This window comes from Vulcanisaeta distributa DSM 14429 (genome assembly GCF_000148385.1).
Taxonomy (GTDB): Archaea; Thermoproteota; Thermoprotei; order Thermoproteales; family Thermocladiaceae; genus Vulcanisaeta; species Vulcanisaeta distributa.
On the sequence record NC_014537.1, the window covers coordinates 250,727 to 266,600 of the forward strand.

Sequence of the window (15,874 nt, forward strand, 5' to 3'; positions counted from 1 at the left end):
TCGAAATGAGCAATCAATATTATGACTATCAGTTAACACTGGATAAGCTAATACGTAAGGCAGCGCTGATATACCCAGATGTTGAGGTAGTGCATGCACCACCCGGAGGCCCAATAATTAGGTCAAACTACGCCAAGGAGTGGGACAGGATACAGAGGCTCGGTTCAGCGCTTGAGGAGCTGGGCGTTAGTCCAGGCGAGCCAGGTAAGTTCGGCAGTAGAATTGCGGTGCTTGATTGGAACACGATTAGACACTTTGAGCTTTACTACGGCGTGCCTATGTATGGCGCGGTGCTTCACACGGTAAATGTTCTCCTCGCTCCCGAGGACATAATATACACGCTCCTCCAGGCCCAGGATGAGGTGTTGTTCATAAATGAGGACTTCATATCGCTTGCCAGGATCGTAACCTCACTCGTGAAGTCAATCAAGAAGGTTGTAATAATGAGTGACGAACTGGAGCATGAGGAGGTTTCATTTGATGGTGTCAAGGTTTATTGGTATGAGGATCTCATCAGGGACGCAAGACCCTACAACTTCCCAGAACTCAGTGAGAATACCGTGGCCACAATGATGTTCACCTCAGGAACCACGGGGAGACCGAAAGGCACCTACTTCACGCATAGGCAGTTGGTGCTCCACGCAATGTCAGTGGCCCTATCACTATCCGCACCGCCAATCAACGCCAACATATACGATGTGGCGATGCCCCTGGTCCCCATGTTCCACGTACATGCCTGGGGACTACCATACATAGCGACGCTAGTCGGAATCAAGCAGGTGTATCCAGGGCGCTTTGACTGGGGCTGGGTACTAAAGTTGATTAAGGATGAGGGTGTCACAATAACCAATGGAGTACCAACAATACTATTCAACCTACTCTATCACCCAGACTCGCCGAAGTACGACTTGAGGGGTCTAAAGTTCATAGTAGGCGGCTCGGCATTACCCAGAGGACTGCTTGAGGAGGCGAGCAGGAGGGGTATACACGTTGTCCAGGGATTCGGTCTAACGGAGACTGCGCCGGTCATACTATTAACAATGGAGAAGGCAAACATGAGGAATTGGCCGGAGGATAGGAAGAGGGAGCTCGTACTAAGCGCCGGCCTGCCAATACCTCTCGTTGACATTAGGGTTGTTGATGGGCAGGGTAGGGACGTACCTAGGGACGGTAAGACAATGGGCGAGCTTGTGGTTAGGGCCCCGTGGATAACCAGGGAGTACCTAAATGACCCGGAGAAGACCAGGAATGCCTGGCGCGACGGTTGGTTCCACACAGATGACATAGCCGTTTGGGACAGTGAAGGCTATGTGTGGATTATGGATAGGGCTAAGGATGTTATTAAGAGTGGTGGTGAGTGGATATCAAGTACGAGGCTTGAGGACTTAATAAGCACGCACCCGGCGGTCTACGAAGTTGCCGTCATCGGCGTTCCTCACCCGAAGTGGGGTGAGAGGCCGGTGGCCATTGTCGTACCAAAGCCCGGGCAGAAGGTTACGGAGGAGGAGATTAGGAATTACCTAATGGGCTTGGTTAACGAGGGGAAGATGCCGAAGTGGTGGATACCCGACAAGGTGGTTATTGTCGAGTCCGAGCTACCAAAGACGAGCACTGGCAAGGTCGATAAGAAGGTGCTCAGGGAGAGGTTTCAAATAACCCTTGAGTAACGCGTTGCCAAATTCCTTAAATTATCAAATTTAAGTCATTATCAAAATTATGGAGGTCTACGTAATAAAGGACATGTCCAATAGCTACCTAACAAGTGATGGCATGCTCATAGACGCGATCGCTAAGGCGCCGACGTGGCCTGGGCGGCTAGGGGCACGGTATCGACATAAAGTACCTACTCATAACGCACTACCACATAGACCGCACAGGGTATGCCCACGACATTGACAAGGCCCTCAATTGCAGGGTCGTTACGTCAATACCCGAATCAACCATGATAGAAGGCAGGGAAAACCAGGGCAGCAAGCATTCCTCGATCAAAGTACTAACAGTCATGAGAATTAAACCCGTGGGCGTCGATGTTAAGGTAAACGATGGCAATGTATCGAGGATTACAGGGCAGTATACGCGCCGGGCCACACGCCCGGTAGCACTGCCTATCTCCGTGATGGAAAGCCAGCGCCACCACTAAGGGTTCACACTTAATATGGAGGAGGCCATGAGGAGCATGGACAAAATACTTGGCCTAAGACCGGGGGTTATTTATTCAGGTCATGGAAAACCAATAAACCTAGGCACTTAGGTTCTCATTAATCCTGAAGCCATGGTACTTAAACAACTCGATTGCATTATTCATCATAATCATCTCCTTATCAATGTTACCAACACCATCACTACCCTTAACACACTTAACATCACCAACCAGGTCCCTAAACCTCCTGTACGGGTAGCCACTGCCAAATAGTATCCTCTCTGGGCCCAGGGTATTTAATATGGGCTTCGCCGACTCATCATTAAATAGGTAGCAGTTAATCCCCGACGTACTCAAGTACGTGTTATCGTACCTCCTCATCACCCTAAGGACCTCCCTAACCCAAAGCCCAAACCTCTCGGGCGGGGTCCCAAGGCCGTTAATCACCATGTACGGTCTATACTCATTAAGTACCTCAGCGAGGTTCTTAGGCATTACATGCGTAATTATCCTCTCATCAACGTCCTTAGGCATTCCCAGGTGCATCACAATCAATACATTATTCTTCTCGGCATACTCCATCAACTGCTTAAAGGCTGGGCTTGTGGCTGGATTGAAGAATTGAAGTGCTGGGGAGACGAAAACGCCCCTAAGGCCGAGGTGCTCCATCTCCTTAATCTTCTGCCTAACATACTTACCACCGAAGCTTGGGTTTATGCTTGAGAATGGTATAAAGAAGTCGCTAACTCCCTCCTTAAAGACCTCATACCAAAGCTTCATGTTATCAATCATGTACTCAGGCCATTTACTGATCAGGTCGTAAACCTCCCTAATCACGGACTTAACATCGACGTACATACCCAAGTCCCTAGCTAATCTATATAGACCACTAAGCGTGAGACTAAGTGTTGGGTCCACATCAATTGGATAAAGCGTGGATGCGATGGCACCAGCACGGTGAAGCCTATCCCTCAATACCCAGAGCTCTGCGCCTGGATGAACGTGAAAATCAATAAAGTAATCACCTAGCATTAATAATCTCTATATTGGCTAGTATTTAAAAATAATTCGCTCTATTTTAATCTATAAGCACAACCTCAACTAACTCGGTGTTTTTACATAAATAAAGCAGTCAGGAACCAGTAAATCTCGGCCTCCTCTTCTCAAGGAAGGCGCTAACGCCCTCAACAAAGTCATGAGTATTACCCAACTCACCCTGCAACCTAGCCTCAACAGCCAAGAACTGATCAAGATCCTTAAACAAAGCCTCATTAATCAACCTCTTACCATACGAGTAAGCCCTGAAGGGTCCCTGGACGATCTCATTGGCGAACTTCAGAGCCTCGCCCAGTGGGTCATCAACAACCTTAACAAGGCCCATGGCCTCCGCCTCCTCAGCCGTGAACTCACCGCCAATGAGCAAGTACCTAAGCGCCCTAGCACCGACTAATCGAGCCATCATAAGCGTCAAACCCGTGTCGGGGACAATACCAAGATTCTGAAAGGCCAAAACAAACCTAGCGTTCCTGGAGGCGAAGGCAAAGTCGCAAGCCACGGCAAGGCTAATACCGGCGCCCGCGGCCACGCCATTAACAGCCGCAATAAACAACTTATCACTAAACCTAATCTCCCTAAGAATTAGGTGAAAGGAATTCCTAAGCTCACCCTCAAGGTCCACCGCACCTGGGCCACTGGGCTTAACAGAGATCTCGGCACCGGACGAAAAAGCCCTACCAGCACCCGTCAATACGCCAACCCTCTTGTTCGGGTCAGAATTAAACTTACGCAAGGCATCAAGTAACTCAGCCCTAAGCTCAGGCCCCAGGGCATTCAACTTATCAGGCCTATTAAGTGTGAACACGGTTATGGGACCCCTATCATCAACAATCACGTACCTATACATAGCAACCACCTACTGCTCCGCCGGTACAAACTCATACGTCAAGTAGCCCTCGGGCTCCCTCTTAACAACCTGAAGCTTCACCTTCATACCAACCCTAACCTTCCTGGGATCATCAGCCCTCAACCAAGCCAGTACGTTAAAGCCCTCCCTCATCCTAGCAATAGCCACTATATAATCGGGGTAGTGCGAGTACGTCAACGGCTTCGTGTTTATTACGGTGTACGTCAGTAACTCACCCTCACCACTAACCTCAACCCAATCCATATCGCTGGCCTTACAATACGGACAATCGGCCTGGGGCGGGAAGTAATACCTACCACACCTCCTGCACCTCGTTGTATACACCTTACCCTCCCTCAGACCCTCGAAGAATTTCTTAATCCTCTCAACACTTATCGAGAACCTAAGCCTCATCTCCCTAACATCATACCACAGGTTATACTGACCCTTCTCATCGGGGGCTATGGGCAGGCCAGTGGCCTTGACAACATCATTCAACTGCTTAATAGATTGCCTCCAAAACTCCTCATACCTAGCCTCCAGGGACATCACCATCACCTCCTGGGCTTCACCCTTGGTGGGCCATCCTTATCAAGTGAGTATATTGTGATGTATGCATAGTGGCCGGTACCACCAACATTGTGGGATAAAGCCCAACCAACGTATATATCGGCCTGCCTATCCCTAGGCTCAACGCTCTGCCTTAACTGCTTAGTCATCTCAACAGCCATACTAACGCCCGTAGCCCCAATGGGATGGCCCTTGGCCTTAAGACCGCCATCTAGGTTGACAGGTATTAAACCACCTTTGTAGGTCTGCTCGCTCCTAACCAGTTGTATGCCCATGCCCCTCTCCACGAATCCCAGGTCTTCGTAAGCCATGACCTCGGCTATCGTGAAGCAATCATGCACATCAGCAACATCGAAGTACTTCCACGTATCCCTATGCTCAACACCCACCCTCCTAAAGGCTTGCTCAGCGGCTTGATACGCGGCATCAAGCCCTATGAAGTCTGGTCTCTTGCTTAGATTTGCCGTTCCAGTGGCCACGCCCACGGACCTAATCCACACAGGCGTATCCGTTATTTTCCTAGCCAACTCCTCACTGGCGAGTATTACCGCGGCAGCCCCATCAGTTATTGGGCTTGAGTCATAGAGTTTAATGGGCCATGCAACGTACCTCGACTTGAGGCATTGATCAACGGTTATCCTCAAGCCGTAGAACTGGGCCTTCGGGTTCATTGAGCCGTAGTAATGATTCTTAACAGCAACCTTGCAAAAGTCCTCCTCAGTAGCCCCAAACCTATTCATGTAAGCCGTCATGTATAGTGCGTAATAGCCTGGGAACGTCAATCCAAAGTTCTCGAACTCCCAGAAGTAGTTGCCGGCCCTGCCTATGAATTCGACGACCGTCGGTGTTGGTGACTCGTACATCTTCTCCACGCCGATAGCCATGGCTACGTCAGCCATCCCCGACGCCACGGCCAGGTAAGCATTATATAGTGCCGCACTACCTGATGCACAGGCAGCCTCAACCCTCATGGCACCCCTGGGATTTAAGCCGCAGTATTCGCCGACAACCACGGCGGGTAAGGACTCGGCACTCCAACCACCGGCATTACCAACAACGAAATACTGGATATCCTTCTGATCAAGCCTTGCATCCTCTAGAGCCTCCTTAACAGCCTCCCAAGCCAATTCACCCAGTGTTGTGTCGGTTCTACGCCCAAACTTCGCGTGGCCAACCCCAACAATAGCTACCCCCCTCATAATCCCATAGTATTCGGAAAACGCCTTAAATAATAATGCTACTCTGTTCACTATTGCTTGATCATTACCACTATATTCATTATATATTGCGTCGACGCGGATAATTTGAATAAATTGAAATCGCACTTAAGAAGTTAGCCAAGTCTCAAAGCGTGATGAGCACGCAAATTAGGAGGGTCGCGGTGATAGGGGCAGGTACAATGGGCCACGGCATAGCGGAGGTATCCGCCCTGGCAGGTTATGAGATTGTGATGGTCGATGTATCGCAGGACCTATTGAATAAGGCTCTGGAGAGGATTAAATGGAGCCTTGACAAGTTGGCTGAGAGGGGTACGATTAGTAAGGAGAAGGTTGGTGAGGTCATGGGTCGAATAAAGACCTCATTATCAATTGCTGAGGCTGTTAAGAACGCTGACATAATGATTGAGGCTGTGCCGGAGAATATCGATCTCAAGAAGCAGGTATTTGCCGAGGCCGATGCAAACGCGCCCCCACATGCCATACTGGCTACGAACACGAGTAGCCTGCCTATAACCGAGATAGCCAGCGCCACGAAGAGGCCCGAGAGGGTTGTTGGGATTCACTTCTTCAACCCACCAGTCCTGATGCCCCTTGTCGAGGTCATTAAGGGTGCGCAAACGAGTGATGAAGTCGCCAGGAGGGCTTACGACTTCGTTAAGAGCCTCGGTAAGGAGCCAATAATGGTGAATAAGGATGTGCCTGGCTTCGTGGTGAATAGGATATTGGTGGCCCTGAACTCCGTCGCGTGTCTGTTGGTTGCAAACAACGTCTATTCGATTGTTGAGGTAGACTCAGCCGTTAAGTACAGGGCTGGCCTGCCCATGGGTATCTTCGAGCTTCAGGACTTCACGGGTATAGACGTTGGTTACCTAGTCGGCTTTGCGGTTGCCGTTAGGGACCCAATGCTTAGGGTTCCATGCCCATTGATTGAGGAGTTGTATAAGAAGGGTTGGCTTGGTCAGAAGAGCGGCCGTGGTTTCTATGAGTATAAGGGTGGCCCGTACGAGAGGGCTAACATACCCAGGGAGGCCGGTGAGAAGGTTGACTTAGTACAAATATTCGCGCCTGCAATAAACATGGCCGCTTGGCTACTTAGGCAGGGCATTGCGTCAAGGGATGACATTGATAAGGGCGTTAAGCTGGGCCTTGGCTGGCCGAAGGGCGTATTTGAGTATGCTGATGAGTTTGGCATTGATAAGGTGGTTGAGGCGCTGAACCAACTATACTCCAAGTATGGCTATGAATTGTTCAAGCCAGATCCATTACTCACGCAGATGGTTCAGGAGGGTAAGCTTGGTCAGAAGAGTGGTAGGGGATTCTACGAGTATGGCGCTGTTGGCGTGACTGAGTTTAAGGAAATAATACTAAGGAAAGAGCCACCGCTTGCCTGGATAATACTCAACAGACCGCAGAGGCTCAATGCACTAACCCTAACAATGCTTGAGGAAATAAGTAGGGCCCTCGACATGCTTTGGGACGATAAGGAGGTCAGGGTAGTGATAATCAGGGGCGCAGGTGATAGGGCATTCTCCGCAGGTGCTGATGTCACGTCATTCCAAGGCCCACTACACACGTACTACTTCTTCATTTACAACAGGAAGTTCCAGGAGGCTGTCAATAAGATTGAGAGGTTCCCCAAGCCAGTGATAGCGGCAATAGATGGCTACGCCCTTGGTGGTGGCCTGGAGATTGCCATGGCCTGCGACTTCAGGATAGCCACAGACAGGTCCGAGCTTGGCCAGCCCGAGATTAACCTGGGCATAATACCAGGCGCGGGAGGTACGCAGAGGTTGATTAGGTATGTTGGCCTTGGTAGGGCCAAGGAGTTGATAATGTTTGGTGACAGGATCAAGGCTGATGAAGCCTACAGGATTGGCTTGGTCAACAGGGTTGTACCCAGGGAGAAGTTTGAGGATGAGGTTAGGTCATTCGCCATGAGACTAGCCCAAGGCCCACCAATAGCGTTGACCTACGCGAAGTATGCCGTTAACTTCGGAACACAGGTGCCTGTCGACATTGGTATGTTGCTTGAGGCTGCGCTCTTCAGCATGGCCGTAAACACTAAGGATGCCCAGGAGGGGGTCATGGCCTTTGCCATGAGGAGGAGACCTGAGTTCAAGGGTGAGTGAGTTATATAGTATAAATAGGAACATTACTTAAAACAATCTCTTTCACTATTCTCATAGTATGTCAGAGGATCCCTTTGAACTACTAAACTCAATGACCCAGCAGGCATTACCAAAAATAGCCAGCAAGGTCACCGGCCCCGTTAAGGTGTTTCAATTCACCGGGGAGGGCTACGAACCATTCTATGTGGAGATTGGGGGAGGTACCGTGAAACTTACTAAGGGTACCCACAGGTCGCCAACGGCCACGATACAGGTAAATAAGGATAACTTGTTGAAGATGATTAAGGGACAACTCGATGCCATGCAGGCCTACTTCTCGGGCGCCATTAAGGTAATGGGCAACATAATGGATGCGGCGTCCCTCATAGATATAATAAATACGGCCCGTAGCTCACGATAATGACTTATAAGTGTGTAAATAACATATTAAAAATTACGTTTTTCATAATTTCATCACAATATTATAAATAATGGATATACTTTTATTAACACCAAAGTCATTACTTGCCATATGAGGATATTAGTTACCATCCCACTTACGGATCCAGACGTTGGTCCGCAGGCCATGAAAATGCTAAGTGAGGTTGGTGAGGTTGATATAAAACCGATGACAACTGAGCAATTGAAGGATGCAATACGTGATTACGATGCGGTAATAGTCAGCGTCTGGCACAGGGTTACGAAAGACGTAATCGATGCTGGTAGGAACCTTAAGGTAATTGGTACTGCGTCCGTGGGTACAGACCACATCGACGTTGAGTATGCCGAGGGCCGGGGCATTAAGGTCGTTAGTGCGGCTGGCGCATCGACCTACAGCGTGGCTGAGTTCACGTTTGGTTTATTGCTAATGATGGTTAAGAGGATCCCCGAGAACATGGGCAGGGTTAGGAACGGTGAGTGGAGTTCATTGTTGACACCGGGTATTGAATTGTTCGGTAAGACCCTGGGCATCATAGGCTTTGGCAGGATTGGCTCCTACGTGGCCTCGATAGCCAACGCCTTTAGGATGAGGGTTCTTGCCTACGACCCGTTTGTGGATAGGGAGAGGTTTATCGAGGTTAATGCAATCAGGGTTGATAACCTTGATGACTTGCTTAAACAGTCTGATTTTATAACGATACATACATCATTGACCAGAGAGAGTAGGGGCTTGATCGGTAGGAGGGAGGTTGGGCTTATGAAGGATGGCGTCTACATTATCAACACTGCGAGGGGTGAGGTTGTTGATGAGAATGCGATTCTTGAGGGCTTAAAAAGCGGCAAAATAGCTGGTTATGCTGCGGATGTACTCACAGGCGAGCCACCAACCGAGGACACATCGCCATTACTAAGGGCGTTTAGGAGGGGTGAGGTCTCGAACCTATTCATAACGAGCCACATAGCCGGGGTCACGAGGGAATCCGTTAAGAGGTACACGCTGTACGTGGCTAAGGGCGTTAGGGATGCGTTAATAGCGTTTAAGAGGTGAGGGGATAGCCATGGTGACTGGCGGTGAGGCGATTACTAGGTCCCTGATTGAGGAGGGTGTGGATACGGTATTTGGCTTACCAGGGACGCACGTGTTGGGCCTATACGCGGCACTTCATGATTACCGTGATAGGATAAAGCACGTGCTTGGGCGCTTTGAACCAAGCATGGGTTTTATGGCTGATGGCTATGCGAGGGCCAGCGGTAAGGTTGGTGTTGTCATCGCCACAGCAGGCCCGGGTGCAACGGGCTTGGTCACACCACTTGCCCAGGCATCGGTTGAGGGAGTCCCAATAGTGGCGCTTGTCGGCTTAACGCCAATAAGGACAGCAGGTAGGGGTTACTACCATGAATTTAGAGACGTAAATGCCCAATTGAGTATTTTCAAGCCGTTCACTAAGTTAGCCGTTAGGGTTGAGGACCCCCGGGAAATACCCAGGGTAATGGCTAAGGCCTTCAGGACAGCTAAGGAGGGTAGGCCAGGCCCCGTCTACGTGGAGCTGCCTAGGGACGTGATTGAGAGCGAAACGGAGTGGATGGGCTATACTAAGGAGGAGCCCATAAGGACTAAGCCAGATCCAAGCCTAGTGGAGTTGGCTGCTAAGGAATTACTAAATGCTGAGAGACCCATTATCTACGTTGGTGGTGGCGTGATAGCCGCAAATGCGAGTGACGCGCTCATTAAAGTTGCCGAGGAGTTAGGCGCCCCAGTGGTTACCTCAATCATGGGCAAGGGCGCAATACCCTTCGACCACCCACTACATGGCGGCTTAGCAGCGGGTTACTTCGGGGATACGGTGGCTGTTAAGCTTGTTGAGAAGGCCGATGTTGTGCTTGCCATAGGGACTAGGTTTAGCGAGTTGGGCACCGGCATGTGGTCACTGCCAATAAGGGGGAGGCTAATCCACGTTAATATTGATCCTAACGACATCGGCAGGAATTATAAGACAGACTTGTCGATAGTCTCCGATGCCCTGGAATTCCTCAATGCACTATATGATAAAGTTAGGAGTAAGGGACCTGGTAGGGATAGGGGAATTAAGTTAATCAATGAGGTTAAGGCCTCCGTTGGTAATCAACAACTTAGGGAACTTGGCTATGATGAGTCCAGGATAAACCCAAGCGACCTAGTTAGGGCTCTTGCCCACGTACTTGATAACGATATGCGTGAGGGAAAGGCAATAGTCACCTGCGACGCCGGTGGTAATCAAGTTGCCATGTTTGAGTTGCCAGTCTACAAGCCAAGAACCTACTTCAACCCAGCGGGCTTTACGTCGTTGGGCTTCGCAATACCCGCGGCTATTGGCGCAAAGATTGCTAGGCCCGAGGCGACAGTAGTCGCCACGACAGGCGACGCGGCATTCTTCATGACGGGCATGGAGATAGCCACAGCCGCCGAGTTAAACCTCAAGGTTGCCTTTGTAATATTTAATGATAGGGCCCAGGGAGTCCTAAAGCTACAGCAGAGGTTCCTCTATGGTGGCAAGGTCTACGCATCGCACACATACCCCATGGACTTCTGCAAGTTCGCGGAGTCCCTCAATGTAGGCTGCGTTAGGATTAGCGACAGGAGGGAGCTTGAGCCTGGGCTTGAGAGGTGTATTTATAAGTCGGGTGGGCCGTGTATTGCGGACGTTCTCGTGAACCCGGATGCCGTGCCAATTCCAATAACTAGACAGTTAATGGCAATCTTTGGCAGGAGACGATGATACCACATTTGTTTTTAAAGATTCATTAAATTAAAATTAATCCTAGTCCCACTTAACAATGGCCCTGGCGTGGAGTCCCTTCTCTAAATTTTCATATGCCTCATTTATCTGCTCAGGCGCGTATACGTGGCTGACCAACTTCCTGATGTCCACCTTGCCTGAAGCCACTAATTTAATTATCTCCGGTAAGTCAAGCCTAGGCCTATAGCCCAGGCTTCCTATTATCCTAATGCCATTCACGACAAACGGCAGTATGTTTACGCTAAAGTAGGACTTTGGACCACCAAGCCCAGTCACCACTATCGTACCGGCCCTGGCCACCACCTCCATGGATAATTTAAGATCGGGCTCAGGCCTTGCCTCATGAACCACATCAGCGCCGTCTGGCAGTATATCCCTTATCCTGCTTATTGGATCCTCCTTACTTGAATTTATCACGTGAGTAGCACCGAGCTCCCTAGCCTTATCTAATGCGTAGTCCCTAACATCCACCGCAATTATCGGGTACGCACCCATGGCACTGGCCAGTTGAACAGCCGATAAACCAACACCACCAACACCAATAACCACTAGGCTTGTGCCGGGCCCAACACCAGCCTCCCTCAATGCGTGGTATGCAGTGCCGTATGCACAGGCAATTGGTGCGGCGTAGTAAACATCAACACCCTTCTCCAGGGGTATAACGGCTATTTCAGGGACTGTTATGTACTCGGCATGGCCACCGTTAAGCCCCACGAGGCCCGGCATTCGGCCCGCGGCCGCTGGGCAATAATTCTCCTTACCACTAGCGCAGTACTTGCAGATGCCGTCTGGGACAATCCAGGAGATGATGACAGGGTCACCCTTCTTTAAGCCCCATGGATTCTTAACATCGGGCCCGAAATCCTCAACCCAGCCCGAAATTTCATGCCCAGGTATAAATCCCTGCCTAACCGGTCCAAAATCACCCTTAAACAGATGCAAGTCACTATGACATATGCCTGTGGCGGCAACCCTAACAAGTATCTCGCCAGGTCCCGGCTTTGGTGTCGGTACCTCCTTAATCTCCAGGTAAGGCTTATTTGGTCCCTTAATTGTAGCTGCTTTCATACTTCATTTTAGGTTATTTCTTGGAATTTTAATTTTGCTTATATTTAGATATTTAGATTTTAGATCATGTAATCAATGAGTGATCATGACTCGAACCGGGGATATAAATGGTTTAATGGTTTAAATTATTAAACATTACCTTATAATTATTGCTTAGTCTATGAACTTTGTCGGCACGTTTCTCGTGGTATTTGCGAGCTTTACGGCAGCCGATGAGTACTGCATTAGGGTTAGGAAGCTTCCCTTCTTCACCTTAATCTTTCTCGAGAGTAATGATGAAACTGGGTCAGCCTTACCCAGGATTAAATCCTTCCAGAGTGAGTATGTGGCCTCCAGCACGAAGTCCGCATCCACCTTTCCAATCTTTATATTGCCCGGCAACTTTATCTCCGTCGGTAAATTAACCGGCAAGTCAATATAGAACTCACTGCCCTGGCACGTCCCATTCCTAAGCACAAGCTTTATCGCACCGGAGTCAACCTTGACCCCAAGGTCCTTTGGCTTAGGTAATCCAAGGATTTCCGACAACCTATCAACCACGTTCTCAGGTATGTTCGTTGCAACAAAGGCCACATCCCACCTCCAGTCCTTGGCAGCCTCCCTATACTCCTGATTCTCATTTATGGCCTTACAAAATGCCTCAGCCCACTGCGGACTTGGATATATAAAGCCCTCGCTTGACATACATATTAAATACATACCTTTTGGTATTAAAGAATTATTGATATAAATGCTATATATTATAATTAATAAATTAATATATAATATATAGCAGTTACGTTTAAAGTATCTACATATAATTAGTACCAATGAGTTATTTAGATCTTGACAGATTAACCGAGGAGGACGATTTGATAAGGCGTAACGTGCATAAGCTTGCTGAGGAGGTGCTTAGGCCATTGTCCATCAAGGTTGATAGGATGGACCCGAGGGATAGGGTTGCGCCTGGGTCTCCATTGTATGATGCCATTAGGGAGATGAAGAGGATGGGCCTACATAGGATTCACCTGCCCAAGGATCGTGGAGGCCTTGGGTTAACGAACCTACAGAGGTACATAATCGATGAGGAGCTTGGTTGGGCCAGCCTGGGCTTTGCCACGCTCATTGGCGTTGATGCAATACCATTCACAATAGCCGCATTATTTGGTTCAGAGAGGGTTAAGGAGGAGCTGGTCAAGCCCTGGCTTGAGGATACGGAGGGTAGGTACATTGGTTGCTGGGGCGTTACTGAGCCCGAGCATGGTAGCGACTACATACTGGCGTTTAGGGATAGGGAAGTTGAGTCCTTTGGTAAAGGTAACGTGGTCATTGAGCGCGATGGTGATGAGTGGGTCATAAACGGCCAAAAGTCGGCCTGGGTCTCAGCAGCGCCGGTATGCACCCACATGGGTCTACACGCCCAGTTAAGGGATGGGAGAAGCCTCAGGGATGGCGCATTCGTAATAGTGCCGCTCAACCTAAGGGGCGTTAGGAAGGGCGAGCCAGTTGATATGCTCGGCAATAGGGATTGCCCACAGGGGCCCGTGTTCTTCGACAATGTGCGTGTGCCCGACGATTACGTGATAGCCCAGCCACCATTTTACGAGTTATTCTCAGACCAACTTCTCAATCTAACGAGTGTCAACATGGGCGCATTCTCCGTGGGCCTCGCCAGGGCGGCCTTTGAGGAAGCCCTAAAGTACGCGAGGAGTAGGATACAGGGTGGTAAGCCATTGATTGAGCATAAGAACATTAAGTTGAAGATTTATGAAATGTTTGAGAGGGTGGAGACGGCCAGGTACTACGTTAGGAAGGCCATGGACTTCGTTTACACCAAGTTCTTCGTAGAGCAGTCCTTCACAACACCACCCAGGTATGCAAGGGCCGCGCAGGTGTATGCTAAGAAGATAGCCTTTGAGGTTGCCCATGACGCGCTACAGATATTTGGTGCCTATGGGCTCAGTAGGGAATTCATCATTGAGAAGTTGTTTAGGGATGCCAGGGCATTGCTTATTGAGGATGGCACGGTGGAGGCACTGAGCCTTGATGCTGCTGATGACATTATACTAAACTATAACTTATAGATTGTAATAAATTATAAATAGTAACAATGCTTAAAATAAAATTTACATATTTAAAGGCATATGGTTCTAAAGGGTGGTGAAAAGGGCTTCGGAACACCACTGAATGCGCCGTTGTACCCATCATCAACCGCGGTAACGAAGATTAGCTATAGTAAAGTTAGGGTTGTCCTGGTGCTTGCCAACGTTGACCCCAAGTCCGTAGATCCACTACTACCCGAGGGTGTTGACCTGGCCCTTGAGATGGCCGCCTTCTGGGTTGGTGATTACGGGATATCGACGGTTGGGGTCTACAGGGAGGCATTGATAGCGCTGCCCGTGAGGACCGAGGGCGTGGAACTTGCCTACTACATACCGTACATCTACGTAACCAACGACGCAGCCATGGCGGCGGGTAGGGAGTTGGCGGGCGCGCCTAAGAAGCTTGGTGACATTAGGCTTACGATTAATGATTACGGTTTGGTTATAGGTACGTTAGATAGGGGCGGTGAATTAATGAGGGTTGAGGTTGCAATAAGTGGTAGGTTAGGCCTTGAACAATTGGATGCCTTCAGGGCGCTAATGCCTAGGACGGATAACACGGTCACGCTACCCCTACTCTCAGTAAGGACATTACCGCCACTACCTGATGGCACGCCCGGCATCGCCCAATTAATACAGTGGTACGCAAGGTTTACCTTCACGCCGAGGGAGAGCCCACAGATATGGAGTGGTGAAGCCAGGGTTAAACTGGGCGGCACTCCCTTTGACCCACTCGATGATATTAAGGTGACTGGAGTAGTCGCTGGCTTCTACATTGAGGGCGACATGGAATTGGGCATAACCAGAAAGGTTAAGGAATGGAAATTAACCTGGTGATAAATATATAGCATATAGATTTATTAGCATATATTATATAGCATATAAACTATAAAAGCTTTTAAATATTTTCCAAATAAATAATGGTAAGACCATGCAGATAAAAAGTATCTTAACATTTATTCTTGGGATTATGTTAATGGCACTACTTATATACGCAACCCTGTCAGCACACTTGGGCAATGCGCATAGAACGACACAAAAAGATTCAGCGCTTAAAGGCGACCCAATAATATACATATACTCACCCGTGGTTAAGGCCTCAGGTTTTATATCGTTCACCGCAGGTAATTATGATGGTATACCCGTCGTTGTTTACAAGGCTGGAAGCCTTTACATGCCCTCTGGGCAGGTCATGATAGGCATAAGCCCCAGTTACAACATAACACTTACCATGAGCTCCGCTGAAATAAGTGACGTTACGATATACGCGGCCAACATAACCGCAACGGCCTACGTAATAATACCAATTACCATAACAATAACTCCGCAGAACGTCTACCTATTATCAATCCTCTCAACAATAGCCTCAGAATTACTACCGCTCTATAATGTGAAGATCTACGCGTATTACATAAACTCGACGTCCATCTCGTACTCCTCAATTAAGGTATACACTGGGTGAGTGTGGAATATTTGACAAAGAATAAATCATATTAGAATGTTATTTTACAAATATTAAATTTATAATGAGGAATATATACCATATTTATGGAATAAACTTTTAAA

The 15,874-nt window shown here is 48.8% G+C and carries 16 protein-coding genes; 10 read left to right on the top strand and 6 right to left on the bottom strand.

What is annotated here, in order from left to right:
• Nucleotides 1-5: 5 nt before the first annotated feature.
• From VDIS_RS01235 to VDIS_RS13190, 3 genes are read left to right on the top strand one after another with little or no spacing between them, the layout of a single operon-like run.
• Nucleotides 6-1,667: a long-chain fatty acid--CoA ligase gene (locus VDIS_RS01235; RefSeq protein ID WP_013335387.1), complete on the top strand. Its 1,662-nt coding sequence runs from the start codon at nucleotides 6-8 to the stop codon at nucleotides 1,665-1,667.
• 49 nt (nucleotides 1,668-1,716) lie between these two features.
• Nucleotides 1,717-1,896 carry a hypothetical protein gene (locus tag VDIS_RS12785; RefSeq protein WP_171804830.1) on the top strand — a complete coding sequence of 60 codons (180 nt, stop codon included), beginning with the start codon at nucleotides 1,717-1,719 and terminating at the stop codon, nucleotides 1,894-1,896.
• Nucleotides 1,865-2,140 carry a hypothetical protein gene (locus VDIS_RS13190; RefSeq protein WP_425358367.1) on the top strand — a complete coding sequence of 92 codons (276 nt, stop codon included), beginning with the start codon at nucleotides 1,865-1,867 and terminating at the stop codon, nucleotides 2,138-2,140. Before VDIS_RS12785 ends, VDIS_RS13190 begins: the two co-directional genes overlap by 32 nt.
• 99 nt (nucleotides 2,141-2,239) lie before the next feature.
• On the opposite strand, the gene VDIS_RS01240 is transcribed toward VDIS_RS13190, so the two are convergent.
• The 4 genes from VDIS_RS01240 to VDIS_RS01255 all read right to left on the bottom strand — a co-directional run bounded on the left by VDIS_RS01240 (nucleotide 2,240) and on the right by VDIS_RS01255 (nucleotide 5,812).
• On the bottom strand, nucleotides 2,240-3,172 hold the full coding sequence (locus VDIS_RS01240) for an amidohydrolase family protein (protein ID WP_013335388.1): 933 nt from the start codon (nucleotides 3,170-3,172) through the stop codon (nucleotides 2,240-2,242).
• Nucleotides 3,173-3,272: 100 nt separating this feature from the next.
• Nucleotides 3,273-4,043, bottom strand: a complete 771-nt coding sequence (locus tag VDIS_RS01245) for an enoyl-CoA hydratase-related protein (protein ID WP_013335389.1) — start codon at nucleotides 4,041-4,043, stop codon at nucleotides 3,273-3,275.
• Nucleotides 4,044-4,052: 9 nt separating this feature from the next.
• Nucleotides 4,053-4,598, bottom strand: coding sequence for a Zn-ribbon domain-containing OB-fold protein (locus VDIS_RS01250; RefSeq protein ID WP_013335390.1), 546 nt, complete (start codon nucleotides 4,596-4,598; stop codon nucleotides 4,053-4,055).
• Nucleotides 4,598-5,812, bottom strand: a complete 1,215-nt coding sequence (locus tag VDIS_RS01255) for a thiolase domain-containing protein (RefSeq protein WP_013335391.1) — start codon at nucleotides 5,810-5,812, stop codon at nucleotides 4,598-4,600. Before VDIS_RS01255 ends, VDIS_RS01250 begins: the two co-directional genes overlap by 1 nt.
• A 155-nt stretch (nucleotides 5,813-5,967) precedes the next feature.
• On the opposite strand from VDIS_RS01255, the gene VDIS_RS01260 reads away from it, so the two are divergent.
• The 4 genes from VDIS_RS01260 to VDIS_RS01275 all read left to right on the top strand — a co-directional run bounded on the left by VDIS_RS01260 (nucleotide 5,968) and on the right by VDIS_RS01275 (nucleotide 11,138).
• Nucleotides 5,968-7,962: a 3-hydroxyacyl-CoA dehydrogenase/enoyl-CoA hydratase family protein gene (locus VDIS_RS01260; protein ID WP_013335392.1), complete on the top strand. Its 1,995-nt coding sequence runs from the start codon at nucleotides 5,968-5,970 to the stop codon at nucleotides 7,960-7,962.
• A 58-nt stretch (nucleotides 7,963-8,020) separates the two neighbouring features.
• Nucleotides 8,021-8,362 carry an SCP2 sterol-binding domain-containing protein gene (locus VDIS_RS01265; protein WP_013335393.1) on the top strand — a complete coding sequence of 114 codons (342 nt, stop codon included), beginning with the start codon at nucleotides 8,021-8,023 and terminating at the stop codon, nucleotides 8,360-8,362.
• 111 nt (nucleotides 8,363-8,473) lie between these two features.
• Entirely contained in the window at nucleotides 8,474-9,430 is a 957-nt protein-coding gene (locus tag VDIS_RS01270; RefSeq protein WP_013335394.1) for a hydroxyacid dehydrogenase, read from the top strand.
• 10 nt (nucleotides 9,431-9,440) lie between these two features.
• Nucleotides 9,441-11,138, top strand: coding sequence for a thiamine pyrophosphate-binding protein (locus VDIS_RS01275; protein ID WP_013335395.1), 1,698 nt, complete (start codon nucleotides 9,441-9,443; stop codon nucleotides 11,136-11,138).
• Between the two features lie 42 nt (nucleotides 11,139-11,180).
• Here VDIS_RS01275 and VDIS_RS01280 read toward each other — a convergent pair whose 3' ends face one another.
• Both VDIS_RS01280 and VDIS_RS01285 read right to left on the bottom strand, forming a co-directional pair.
• A complete protein-coding gene (locus VDIS_RS01280) occupies nucleotides 11,181-12,227 on the bottom strand; it encodes a zinc-binding dehydrogenase (RefSeq protein ID WP_013335396.1) in 1,047 nt (348 codons plus the stop codon).
• Nucleotides 12,228-12,380: 153 nt separating this feature from the next.
• A complete protein-coding gene (locus VDIS_RS01285; RefSeq protein WP_148678162.1) occupies nucleotides 12,381-12,911 on the bottom strand; it encodes an SCP2 sterol-binding domain-containing protein in 531 nt (176 codons plus the stop codon).
• A gap of 125 nt (nucleotides 12,912-13,036) precedes the next feature.
• Between VDIS_RS01285 and VDIS_RS01290 the strand changes: the two genes are divergently transcribed.
• The 3 genes from VDIS_RS01290 to VDIS_RS01300 all read left to right on the top strand — a co-directional run bounded on the left by VDIS_RS01290 (nucleotide 13,037) and on the right by VDIS_RS01300 (nucleotide 15,770).
• On the top strand, nucleotides 13,037-14,290 hold the full coding sequence (locus tag VDIS_RS01290) for an acyl-CoA dehydrogenase family protein (RefSeq protein ID WP_013335398.1): 1,254 nt from the start codon (nucleotides 13,037-13,039) through the stop codon (nucleotides 14,288-14,290).
• Nucleotides 14,291-14,350: 60 nt separating this feature from the next.
• On the top strand, nucleotides 14,351-15,145 hold the full coding sequence (locus VDIS_RS01295) for an acetoacetate decarboxylase family protein (RefSeq protein WP_013335399.1): 795 nt from the start codon (nucleotides 14,351-14,353) through the stop codon (nucleotides 15,143-15,145).
• 94 nt (nucleotides 15,146-15,239) lie between these two features.
• Nucleotides 15,240-15,770: a hypothetical protein gene (locus VDIS_RS01300; protein ID WP_013335400.1), complete on the top strand. Its 531-nt coding sequence runs from the start codon at nucleotides 15,240-15,242 to the stop codon at nucleotides 15,768-15,770.
• Nucleotides 15,771-15,874 lie beyond the last annotated feature (104 nt).

Excerpts from the sequence above, each read along its gene's own strand:
- VDIS_RS01235 (WP_013335387.1), top strand. The coding sequence starts at position 6 with ATGAGCAATCAATATTATGACTATCAGTTAACACTGGATAAGCTAATA.
- VDIS_RS01280 (WP_013335396.1), bottom strand. The coding sequence starts at position 12,227 with ATGAAAGCAGCTACAATTAAGGGACCAAATAAGCCTTACCTGGAGATT.
- VDIS_RS01240 (WP_013335388.1), bottom strand. The coding sequence starts at position 3,172 with ATGCTAGGTGATTACTTTATTGATTTTCACGTTCATCCAGGCGCAGAG.
- VDIS_RS12785 (WP_171804830.1), top strand. The coding sequence starts at position 1,717 with ATGGAGGTCTACGTAATAAAGGACATGTCCAATAGCTACCTAACAAGT.
- VDIS_RS01295 (WP_013335399.1), top strand. The coding sequence starts at position 14,351 with ATGGTTCTAAAGGGTGGTGAAAAGGGCTTCGGAACACCACTGAATGCG.
- VDIS_RS01290 (WP_013335398.1), top strand. The coding sequence starts at position 13,037 with ATGAGTTATTTAGATCTTGACAGATTAACCGAGGAGGACGATTTGATA.
- VDIS_RS01250 (WP_013335390.1), bottom strand. The coding sequence starts at position 4,598 with ATGGTGATGTCCCTGGAGGCTAGGTATGAGGAGTTTTGGAGGCAATCT.
- VDIS_RS01270 (WP_013335394.1), top strand. The coding sequence starts at position 8,474 with ATGAGGATATTAGTTACCATCCCACTTACGGATCCAGACGTTGGTCCG.
- VDIS_RS01275 (WP_013335395.1), top strand. The coding sequence starts at position 9,441 with ATGGTGACTGGCGGTGAGGCGATTACTAGGTCCCTGATTGAGGAGGGT.
- VDIS_RS01260 (WP_013335392.1), top strand. The coding sequence starts at position 5,968 with ATGAGCACGCAAATTAGGAGGGTCGCGGTGATAGGGGCAGGTACAATG.
- VDIS_RS01285 (WP_148678162.1), bottom strand. The coding sequence starts at position 12,911 with ATGTCAAGCGAGGGCTTTATATATCCAAGTCCGCAGTGGGCTGAGGCA.
- VDIS_RS01255 (WP_013335391.1), bottom strand. The coding sequence starts at position 5,812 with ATGAGGGGGGTAGCTATTGTTGGGGTTGGCCACGCGAAGTTTGGGCGT.
- VDIS_RS01300 (WP_013335400.1), top strand. The coding sequence starts at position 15,240 with ATGCAGATAAAAAGTATCTTAACATTTATTCTTGGGATTATGTTAATG.
- VDIS_RS01265 (WP_013335393.1), top strand. The coding sequence starts at position 8,021 with ATGTCAGAGGATCCCTTTGAACTACTAAACTCAATGACCCAGCAGGCA.
- VDIS_RS01245 (WP_013335389.1), bottom strand. The coding sequence starts at position 4,043 with ATGTATAGGTACGTGATTGTTGATGATAGGGGTCCCATAACCGTGTTC.